Here is a 10,815-nt window from a genome sequence, read left to right as displayed (position 1 = left end):
CTATAATGTCCTGCTCGAGATTCTCCTTGTAATCGGGGTCAGGGAGTTTACTGTTGAATTGCTCTCGAAGCAACATGCCGTCAGAGAGGGCCATCTGTAGGATGAAATTGGTCGTGGAGACCACGTTGACCCGTGTATCTTGTTTGGCGTAGATAAGAATGCAATCCCCTCTCCGGCTGCATCGCATATCGTAGATCTCATCCATATTATCTGGGGAAATAAAACGCTCCTCACCCGTATTCACGTCATAGCCGACCACGGTCTGTTGGAACTTGGAAAAAGCCTTCCTTCCCTTGCGATTCTTCTTGAATCGAGGGTCCTTCTTTAGGTCCGATTTCTCAAAACCCCTACTCGCGTATATAAGTTCTCCTTCAGGGCCGAAGGTGATCGAGGACTGCAAACGCTCATCCTGTACTTGCGTCAGTGTTTTGCCTTGGGATAACGAGCGGATCTTTAAATGGCCCTTATCCAGTATTGCGTAGGTGTCTCCATCGGGGGATAACGCCAGATCGTAGACCGCATCATGATCGACCACTTTATTCCCGGTCAGAGCATCCACCACGATGATACGTTGTTTATTATCCTTGTTGGTATTCCAATCAGACAATCGGATCTTCTTCATGATCAAGTATTTCCCGTCCGGTGAATAACTGATCCGGGCTCCATTTGTAAAGCCTGACATATCGAACTCCCGGGTCAGCTGGAAGCTCTCGGGATCCAAGAAGAGGAGTTTACCGCGGTGGGTGGATAAGGCCAATTCACTTCCATCGGGAGCGTTGTCCATCGAGAGGACCATGACCCCATCTTCAGTGATCTCGAATTTCTCTGTGTTGAAGTCGTTGATCTGGGCTTGGATACAGATAGTGGTCAGTAGGCAGGTTAGTATGGTCAAGGTCCTCATACGTATAGAACTTTGGTCCAAATATAATGAGCAGCGAATAAGAAGTCCTTCGGTATTATACGTAGTCATCTGCGGAATTCCCATGAATAACAGAGCGTTCAAGATAGAAGTGATAATTTAAAGAATGTTGAAATCCGAAAATACTTCATCCATTTCCACCCTGCGCTCCCCATGCTTCACCGTACAAACGGCATGTTGAGCATCATGCTCGAGAAGAAGGACAAAATTCTCATCAGCCGCTTTGTCCAAGAACTTCTTTTTCTCATCCAAGGTGAGCAGCGGTCGGGTATCGTATCCCATGACAAAGGGGAGTGGGATGTGACCAGTAGAAGGTAGAAGGTCGGCCATGTACACCACCGTGTGATCCTTGTAGGAAATGTGTGGGATCATCTGACTATCCGTGTGCCCATCCACGAAAAGGATGTCCATTCCAAAGAGGGCATCCTTCTGAAAATCCCCCTCGCCCCGATCGATGAATTTCAGTTGCCCACTCTCCTGTATGGGTAGGATGTTCTCCTTTAGGAAAGAGGCACGTTCTCTCGGATTGGGTTCTGTGGCCCATTGCCAGTGTTGCTTATTGCTCCAGAAGGTGGCATTCTTGAAGGCCGGTCTGAAATTCCCGTTCGCATCACGCTCGATAGCACCCCCACAGTGGTCGAAATGCAGGTGGGTAAGGAAGACATCTGTGATATCGTCCCGGTGGAATCCCTTGGCTGCCAGGCTCTTATCCAGCGTGTCATCCCCATGGAGATAGTAGTGCCTGAGGAATTTCTCATCCTGTTTCTCACCGATACCACAGTCGAAGAGCATCAATCTATCCCCATCTTCCAGAAGCAGACAGCGCATCGCCCAGGTACACATGTTATTGGCATCGGCCGGATTGCTCCGCTGCCAGATGGATTTGGGTACCACTCCGAACATGGCTCCTCCATCCAATTTGAATAATCCGGTCTCTATGGTGTGCAGTTGCATGAATTCCTTATCAGGTCGTTGACAATTATCGGCCGATCAAATGTAGCCAACTCGCAACAGGTGGATATTCGTTGCATGCGTGTACATTTCATAGCCATCGGAGGTGCAGCTATGCACAATCTCGCCATCGCCCTCCACCGTAAGGGCTATCAGGTCACTGGGTCGGATGATAAGATATTCGACCCTTCCAGAGCACGCCTGCAACGCGAAGGCATCCTACCCGCTGAGATGGGCTGGCATCCGGAACGCATCAATGAGGAATTGGATGCGATCATTCTAGGCATGCACGCCAGAGAAGACAACCCCGAACTGGCCCGGGCCAAGGAGCTGGGACTGACCATCTACTCGTATCCAGAATATCTATTCCAGCAGTCCAAGGAGAAGCAACGCGTAGTGATCGGTGGGAGTCACGGGAAGACCAGTATCACTGCAATGATCCTACATGTACTCCAGGATCAAGGTGTCCCGTGCGATTATATGGTGGGGGCTCAGTTGGATGGCTTTGACTGTATGGTCAAGTTGAGCGATGCTCCCATGATCATTCTAGAAGGGGATGAATACCTCTCTTCCCCGATCGACCGCAGACCCAAGTTCCATCTCTATCGACCGCATGTGGCGGTATTGAGCGGCATTGCATGGGACCATATCAATGTCTTTCCCACATTTGAGAACTATGTGGAGCAATTCAGGCTGTTCATCGATACCATTGAAGAAGGCGGCACCCTCATCTACTATGCTGAAGATCCTGAGCTCAAGCAGATCGCTCAAAGTATACGCGCAAACATCGTGACCCATCCGTACAGCACACATCCCCATAGGATAGACCAAGGCGTCACCCATCTCGAGGATGGATCGGAGTCCTATCCGCTAGAGGTCTTCGGTCAACACAATCTGCAGAATCTCAATGCAGCCCTGCATGTATGCCTGAGTCTGGGTCTCAGTAAGGAACAATTCTATACCAGCATCAGTGGATTCAGTGGAGCAGCCCGTAGACTGGAACTGGTCAAGAAGAATGCGCATAGCGTGTTCTACAAGGATTTTGCCCACAGTCCTTCTAAGTTGAAGGCGACCACTGATGCCCTTAAAGAACAATATCCCGAGCGGGAATTAATCGCCTGCATGGAGCTACACACCTTCTCTTCCCTCAATAAAGATTTCCTTTCACAGTATGCCGGCAGCATGGCCAAAGCAGACAAGGCCTTGGTCTTCTTCGACCCTTCCGTGGTCGCTCAGAAGCGGTTGGAAGCCATCGATGCGCAGGAAATCGAGCAGGCCTTTGCCACTGCCAATGTCACTGCCTATGAACGCTCGGAAGAGATCCTCACGGCATTGAGGCAGATGGACTGGCACAATAGGAATCTACTTCTGATGACCTCCGGGAATTTCAACGGATTGGATATACCGGCCTTGGCCGATGAACTCATTCCTGGATGAATCTTTTGCCCACCTTGTAGAATCCGATCATCATCAGCGAGTAGATCAAGGCCAACATGGTCAAGGCAAGGAGACTCTGGGAGGCCCTAGCAAAAGGGGAGAACAACATCTGAAATCCCTCGCGCTGTTTTTCTAGATACTCACCCCGATCGGCCGATTCCAAAGGGCCGTGGTTCTTCGCAAAGGCCTCGTATCCACCCTCATCATCGATGGTCTGCTCGATGGCATCGATATTACTCTCTATCACCCCGGGCATATGACCAGGATCCAACCAGGAATAGTAGATGAAGATCGCCAAGGTGATCAGGATGATATAGACGGCCGCAGGACGCATTCCAGCCTTGAGCATCTCGAAGAAGGCAAGATCCTTTCTCAGATTGCGTACCGCCATGAAGATGATGATGACCAAGAAGAGTATGTTGAGGATCACGCCAATGCGTTCACTCTCATAGCCGAATTGTAGCATGGCCGACTTGAATACCAGCCAGACGAATACCAAAATGATCGACAGTCTCATCATGCATCAAAGGTAGCGGCAATAAAAAAGCCTCTCCGAGGTGGAGAGGCTTTAAAGTCGTTCTGAAGGATATCAGCCATTCATAGAAATGAGGAACTCCTCATTGTTCTGTGTCTGCATCACCCTGTCCTTGATGAATTCCATGGCCTCTATCGAGTTCATGTCGCTCAGATGCTTACGCAGGATCCACACACGTTGTAGGACTTCCTTGTCCATCAAGAGATCTTCTCTTCGTGTACCGGAAGCCGGAATATCGATGGCCGGATAGACACGCTTGTTGGCGAGCTTACGATCCAGCTGCAATTCCATGTTACCTGTTCCCTTGAATTCCTCGAAGATGACTTCATCCATCTTGGATCCGGTCTCTGTAAGTGCTGTGGCCAGAATGGTCAATGAACCACCGTTCTCGATCTTTCGGGCCGCTCCGAAGAAGCTCTTCGGCTTCTGCAATGCATTGGCATCCACACCACCGGTCAGCACCTTACCTGAAGCAGGCGATACCGTGTTATAGGCACGGGCCAAACGGGTGATGGAATCCAGAAGTATGCACACATCGTGTCCACACTCGGTGAGTCTCTTGGCCTTCTCCAGTACGATATTGGCGATCTTCACATGACGCTCGGCCGGCTCATCGAAGGTAGAAGCCACTACTTCTGCATTGACCGATCGCGCCATATCCGTCACCTCTTCCGGACGCTCATCGATCAGTAGGATGATGAGGTAGACCTCTGGGTGATTCTTGGCGATGGCATTGGCCACATCCTTGAGAAGGACCGTCTTACCGGTCTTGGGCTGTGAAACGATCATTCCACGCTGGCCTTTCCCGATAGGGGCAAATAGGTCCATGATGCGTGTAGAGATGTTCTTGTTATCCCCGGCCAGATTCAATTTCTCATCTGGAAAAAGAGGTGTCAAGAACTTGAATGGAACACGGTCGCGTACGAATTCCGGATCACGTCCATTGATGCTATCAACTTTGATGAGAGGGAAATACTTCTCTCCCACTCGAGGAGGACGGATACTCCCTTTGACCGTATCTCCAGTCTTGAGTCCGAACAGTTTTATCTGCGATTGGCTCACGTAGACATCATCCGGTGAGTTCAGATAGTTGTAGTCGGAAGAACGCAGGAATCCATAACCATCGCTCATGATCTCCAGCACTCCTTCTTGGACGATCAGCCCATCGAAATTGTAGCCATAGTCATCGCTCCCTTTGGGTGGATGCTCTTTCTTCTTGCGGTCCTTGTCCCTATCACGACCGTTCTTGCGCTCGCGATTGTCGTCTTTCTTCTCTCCGCGTTTCTGATCTCCTTTACGGTCGGAGTCCTTGTTCTCAGAGTCTTTCCTTTCAGAGCCTTTGTTGGATGAGTCCTTGTGGTCCCTGCGGGATTTGGGCTTGTCATCCTGTTCCTTGTCCTTATTGGAAGAATCTTTGGAACGACTCTCTTTGGGTTTGGAATCTTTTTTCGGTTCCTCCTTCTTGGCTTCCTCCTGCTCTTGCTCTTCTTTGAGCTTGACCGGATTCACCGCTTGCTCATCCAGTATCTTATAGATGAGCTCTTGCTTTTTGAGGGACTTGTAGTTCTTGATGTTCAGCTTCTCGGCAGTTTCCTGAAGCTCGGTCACTTTCATACCGTTCAACTCGATAATGTCAAACATGACTTTCTGTAATGTATTCTAAATGTGTCGGGAAGATGCTCCCAAGGTGAGGTAAGTAAATGTAAATCGAAATAGAATTCCGGAGTCAGAATGAGACCGGATGTGTTATTCGCTTGCAATAATAAGACAATTTAGGGACAGTGGTGCTTGGGCTGACTGAGATAATAGGAGATCTGCCATGTTATTGGTCTGGAATTGCCCTTGAGATTGTATCTTTTCGCCCGCTAAGCTTAAGCCATAAGATGATTCAGCGGATCCAATCCCTCTTTCTTTTACTGGTAATCCTTTGTTTAGGTGCAATGTTCTTAACGGATATCGCATCTATCGGAGACACTATACTTGATGTACACGGCATCCAAGGAGCTGATGTGGAACCTTTCTTGCCCTTCCCGATCTCAGGACTGGTCATAGGAGTGATACTGTTGACCGCTTTCGTGCTTTTCTCTTTTAAGAATAGGAAACGGCAACTGATGCTGGGAAGACTGAATTATCTTCTCATCCTGACGATGGTCGTTCTCATCTTCCTGAGTATTTCCGACCTACAGGAGAAACTAGAAAATACCGACCCCAACCCTTACCATCTGGCAGCCTATCTACCGATCATCGCCTTGGGCTTCCACCTTCTCGCCAACCGAGCTATCAAACGAGACGAAGAACTGGTGAAGTCATTGGACCGACTTCGCTGACCATGAACCACGAATAGCCCAAGCACATGAGAGCAGCTTTATTCTTCTTTATTTTTTCGATCGTCTCATCTATAGGATCGATGGCTCAGACCGAGATCAAGGGGAAGGTCTATGATGAGATCAATAAAGAGGGCCTGATAGGTGCTTCGGTGGTCATAGATGGTACTACTATAGGAGTGACCACGGATATCAACGGGGAATTCATCCTTACTACGGACAGAGAACTCCCTTTGCAGCTCCTCATCTCCTACATCAGCTATCGGAAGAAATACGTGACCGTCACCTCCAATAATGCCAGCAACCTACGCATAGCCATGCAGACCGATGCGGTGGTGATGGAGGCCGTAGAAGTAAAGGCCCAGCGGATATCCCAGAAGCAACAACAGGCAGCCTTGACAGTTGAGTCGATGGATGTGCTGGCCATCAAAGAGGCAGCCTCTGGCAATTTCTACGAAAGCCTAGGCGCGCTGAAGGAGGTGGATGTCACTTCGGCCAGTCTGGGATTCAAGGTCATCAATACCAGAGGATTCAATTCGACCAGTCCGGTGCGCTCCCTGCAATTGATCGATGGTGTGGACAATCAGTCACCTGGACTGAACTTCTCGCTGGGTAATTTCCTAGGCGCTTCCGATCTGGATGTGAAGAACGTGGAGATAGTAGCTGGTGCAAGTTCAGCATTCTTCGGGCCGGGTGCCTTCAATGGGGTGGTGAACATGACCACCAAGGACCCCTTCAGTTTCCCAGGTGTCAGCGTAGAGGTCAAAGCTGGAGAACGTTCCCTCTTCCAGCGCGTAGTGCGCCTAGCAGATTTCACCACCAATAAGGACGGTGATCCCAAATTCGGGTACGAACTCAACTGGTTCTATATGGAGGCCGATGACTGGGAGGCGGACAATCTGGATCCGGTTGAAGGATCGCCTTTCTCGGCCGATCATCCTTTCGGCTATGATGCGGTCAACGTCTATGGGGATGAGGACGTGAGTTTCAACAATGACAACTCGGACAACCTATTACCGTCCCAATTCAACGGACGTCCCGGCCTGACCGAATGGCTGCGTAATGGATACAAGGAGACCGATCTGGTGAACTATGAGACCGACAACACCAAACTGAGTGTAGGTCTATTGTACAAGATAGACCCTAAGATAACAGCCAACTATGGTTTCAACTACAGCACAGGGAATACCATCTACCAAGGTGACAATCGCTATGCGTTACGAGGAGTAGAATTCTACCAGCACAAACTGGAGATCGGGGAGGCAGATAAGTGGTTCATACGTGCCTATCGCACCTCAGAGGATGCGGGGCGTACGTATGATGCCGTGACTACTGCACTGCGCATCCAAGAGGCTCAGATGGACAATGGGACTTGGAATACCAATTTCTTGACCTTTTGGAGTCAGAATATCGTCCCCTTCCTGGAAGACGACTCCAATCCCGAATCCACCTTCCAGCATTTCTATGATGCTGGTATCGTACCCTACAGACCGGACACTTCGGTAGTGGACAATCTCTTCTTCGAGACCTTGCAACAGGGATTCTCCGACCCGGATTCATCCATAGCCTTCTATAACGACCTCATGCTCGACCTCATCGCCACCGAGCCGGATCTCTTTGACAGTCTGTACCAGGCCAATGTGGATATCACCAACGCCCTATCAGACGAATTCACTCCAGCTTTCTTCGAGCCAGGAACCGCTCGTTTCGATTCCATCTTCGATGTGATCACCAGCAAGACCTTCACCGAAGGGGGTTCGCGTTTCTATGACCGCTCTTCCTTGAATCACGTTCAAGGGGAGTATCGCTTCAATTGGCAGGATATCGACTTCACGGTAGGCGCCAATGCACGCTGGTATAACCCCGATAGTCGCGGCACGATTTTCAGTGATACGCTAGGCTATACCTATGCGAGGGATAGCCTGGGCAATTTCATATTGGAGGACGGTCAGCGGGTCAAACTCGATTCCAGTCGGGTAGAGATCACCAACAGCGAGTGGGGAGCGTATATCGGATTGGAGAAGCGATTTATCGATGAGAAACTCCGCGCGAGTTTCACGATGCGCGTGGATAAGAATCAGAACTACGACTACCTCACCTCACCAGCATTCTCCTTGGTATATACTCCTTCGGAGACCAGCACCTTTAGAGCCAGTTTTTCCAGTGCAATACGTAATCCGACCCTGGCCGATCAGTACCTCTATTATAATGTTGGACGTGCCATCTTACTCGGAAATGTCAATGGAGCTTTTGAAGAAGGTGTGGATTCATTGATCACCATAGACTCATTCACGAACTTTCGCTCCAATCTGGACCGCGATACCTTGGAATTCTTCAATGTGGAATCGATTCGACCCGAGCAGGTGCGAACCATCGAGCTGGGATACCGCGGTAAGCTGAGCGAAAGCCTCTTCATCGATGGGGGAGTCTATTATAGCCGCTATACCGACTTCATCGGATTCGAGTTAGGTATCAGCGCTGATTTCGACCCTCAGGTCATCAACTCCCCTCCCACCAATGTCATCGCCTACAGGGTCTCTTCCAATGCAAAGAGTATCGTGACCACCCAAGGAGCCAGCATAGGATTCAACTACTATCTCAAGAAAATGGCCCTCAGTGGGAACTATAGCTTCAACGAATTGACCAGTGGTGAGGATGACCCGATCATCCCTGCATTCAACACCCCGAAGCACAAATTCAATCTTGGAATCAGTGCACGAGAGGTGGTCCTATTCAAAAAGATCCCACACTTCGGATATGGTATCAACTACAAATGGATCGAGGGCTTCCTTTTCGAAGGTTCGCCACAGTTCACAGGTAGCATTCCAACTTATGATATGTTAGATGCACAGCTGAACCTCTATGTTCCTGAATTGAAGTGTACTTTCAAAGTTGGCGGGAGTAACATCATGGGCATCCGACCTCTTTTCGCACAGAATGTGGAGAATCGGTGGGAACAGGCATTCGACAATAAGAATCTCCAAGTCTATGGAGGACCCCGTGTTGGTAGACTTCTCTATGCATCTATATTACTAGAACTGAAATAGATACATTTGACGACCTTTTTCTTTTCAAACAAATAAATACTAACGATGAAAAACCGTTTACACGCTATTGCTGTTGTACTTCTCGTGCTTGCAGCTAATTTTTCTTGGGCGCAGACCCGTTACCTCGATGAGGTATTCACCGATGAACAGATCACTGTTCAATCGGATATCATCTACGCGACCAATATCGATTTCTTGACTTCGGACCTCACGGCCTCAGCACAACTCAATACCGACATAGGTACCTTGAGTGCATTGGCAGATGCTGGAAGTCCCTATCCAGCCCCTTACTATAACCCGGCTGACGAGACCACTCAATTGAAAGTGACCGATATCCGCATGGATATCTATCACCCGGACAATGGCGTGGATACCGAGGCGGAACGACCTGTGATCGTATATATGCATACAGGTAATTTCCTTCCTCCTCCGATCAATGGTAGCATGATGGGTCAGAAGACCGATAGCTTGGCCGTAGATCTCTGTAAGGCTTGGGCACGTAGAGGATACGTAGCTGTCTCCATCGACTACAGATTGGGATGGAATCCGATCGCTCCAGATGTTCAGACACGTAGAGGAACACTCCTTAACGCGGTATATCGTGCACTTCAGGATTCGAAAATGGCTGTCCGTTACATCAAGGACAACGCGGTGGATTTCCAAGTGGATGTCAACCATATCGCACTCTTCGGTGAAGGATCGGGCGGATATATGGCTCAGGCCTACACTACCTTGGACAAGCCGGAAACGGAACTTTTCTTGGAGAAATTCCTCCCGAATCCCTTTGACCCTTCTGTATCCTACATCGATACTTTGGTCGTAGGACCTCCATCCGGTTTCGGATATCCGAATTCTTTGAACCTGTACCGTGACAATGGAATTTCAGCTGAAGTCCACATGTCGGTCAATGCAGGTGGAGCGCTAGCGGATGAATCATGGTTGGAAGCGGGAGACGTGCCTATGGTAGCCTTCCATGCTATAAGAGATGACTTTGCTCCATTCACTGCTGGAACAGTGATCGTACCTACTACACAAGAAGAGGTAGTAGATGTCCATGGCTCCAACTTCTTCATCCAGAAGGCCAACGACCTAGGTAATAACGATGTATTTGCAGGACTTCCTGATGGAGATCCTTATACGGACAGAGCCCGTTCTTTGTATGGAACTATCTGGGAGACCTCCAATGAAGGAATGGAGACCGTGAATCCTACACCAGAAGGCCTCTTCTCTGTAGTGCAGCCTCTTCAGCCATTCTTGACCAATATATCTGCTCCTTGGCAGTGGTGGGATCCGAATGCGCCTCTATCACAAGTAGAAGTAGCTCCGGGTGTGACTACGCACATGGCTCAGTTGCAGTCCAACCCGAATATGTCGGAAATGCAGTCGGATGCTTTTCAGGATACTATCAATGGTTTCCTACTCCCAAGACTGACGTGTGCTTTCGAACTACCAGGAAACCCTTGTGAGCCTCCGGCATCAGCAGATAATTTCTGTGATGCGATCGGTATCACTGTAGATGGTGGTGCTGTTACCACCACGAATGTTGCTGCCACGGCTGATGGACCTCAAGCTGCTTGTTGGTTCGATACGGATGTAGAGAAC

Annotated in this window: 8 protein-coding genes; 4 read left to right on the top strand and 4 right to left on the bottom strand. The window is 49.3% G+C overall.

Annotated elements, in window-relative coordinates:
* Together HKN79_08205 and HKN79_08200 are read right to left on the bottom strand one after the other, a co-directional pair.
* Positions 1-892, bottom strand: an 892-nt coding sequence (locus tag HKN79_08205; GenBank protein NNC83545.1) for a WD40 repeat domain-containing protein, incomplete at its 3' end; no start/stop codon positions are given.
* Between the two features lie 126 nt (positions 893-1,018).
* Positions 1,019-1,873 (bottom strand): MBL fold metallo-hydrolase, encoded by an 855-nt coding sequence (locus HKN79_08200; GenBank protein ID NNC83544.1) that lies wholly within the window; start codon positions 1,871-1,873, stop codon positions 1,019-1,021.
* A 75-nt stretch (positions 1,874-1,948) separates the two neighbouring features.
* Between HKN79_08200 and HKN79_08195 the strand changes: the two genes are divergently transcribed.
* A complete protein-coding gene (locus tag HKN79_08195; protein NNC83543.1) occupies positions 1,949-3,307 on the top strand; it encodes a peptidoglycan synthetase in 1,359 nt (452 codons plus the stop codon).
* Here HKN79_08195 and HKN79_08190 read toward each other — a convergent pair.
* Together HKN79_08190 and rho are read right to left on the bottom strand one after the other, a co-directional pair.
* Positions 3,294-3,827, bottom strand: coding sequence for a DUF4199 domain-containing protein (locus tag HKN79_08190; GenBank protein ID NNC83542.1), 534 nt, complete (start codon positions 3,825-3,827; stop codon positions 3,294-3,296). The genes HKN79_08195 and HKN79_08190 overlap by 14 nt on opposite strands.
* A 69-nt stretch (positions 3,828-3,896) precedes the next feature.
* A complete protein-coding gene (gene rho / locus HKN79_08185) occupies positions 3,897-5,483 on the bottom strand; it encodes a transcription termination factor Rho (GenBank protein NNC83541.1) in 1,587 nt (528 codons plus the stop codon).
* Between the two features lie 242 nt (positions 5,484-5,725).
* Here rho and HKN79_08180 point away from each other — a divergent pair, with 242 nt between their 5' ends.
* The 3 genes from HKN79_08180 to HKN79_08170 form a co-directional block, all read left to right on the top strand.
* Entirely contained in the window at positions 5,726-6,169 is a 444-nt protein-coding gene (locus HKN79_08180) for a DUF4293 domain-containing protein (protein NNC83540.1), read from the top strand.
* A 26-nt stretch (positions 6,170-6,195) separates the two neighbouring features.
* A complete protein-coding gene (locus HKN79_08175; GenBank protein NNC83539.1) occupies positions 6,196-9,213 on the top strand; it encodes a TonB-dependent receptor in 3,018 nt (1,005 codons plus the stop codon).
* A 45-nt stretch (positions 9,214-9,258) separates the two neighbouring features.
* The coding region (locus HKN79_08170) for an alpha/beta hydrolase (protein ID NNC83538.1) at positions 9,259-10,815 on the top strand (1,557 nt) is incomplete at its 3' end.

Source organism: Flavobacteriales bacterium (genome assembly GCA_013001705.1).
Classification (GTDB): Bacteria; Bacteroidota; Bacteroidia; order Flavobacteriales_D; family JABDKJ01; genus JABDLZ01.
Note: the sequence above shows the minus strand (reverse complement) of the source record. Positions and strands in the feature narration are given on the sequence as shown.

What these genes read in the sequence shown, in the direction of transcription:
- HKN79_08200 (NNC83544.1), bottom strand. Translation starts at nt 1,873, where the DNA reads ATGCAACTGCACACCATAGAGACCGGATTATTCAAATTGGATGGAGGA.
- HKN79_08195 (NNC83543.1), top strand. Translation starts at nt 1,949, where the DNA reads ATGCGTGTACATTTCATAGCCATCGGAGGTGCAGCTATGCACAATCTC.
- HKN79_08190 (NNC83542.1), bottom strand. Translation starts at nt 3,827, where the DNA reads ATGATGAGACTGTCGATCATTTTGGTATTCGTCTGGCTGGTATTCAAG.
- rho (NNC83541.1), bottom strand. Translation starts at nt 5,483, where the DNA reads ATGTTTGACATTATCGAGTTGAACGGTATGAAAGTGACCGAGCTTCAG.
- HKN79_08180 (NNC83540.1), top strand. Translation starts at nt 5,726, where the DNA reads ATGATTCAGCGGATCCAATCCCTCTTTCTTTTACTGGTAATCCTTTGT.
- HKN79_08175 (NNC83539.1), top strand. Translation starts at nt 6,196, where the DNA reads ATGAGAGCAGCTTTATTCTTCTTTATTTTTTCGATCGTCTCATCTATA.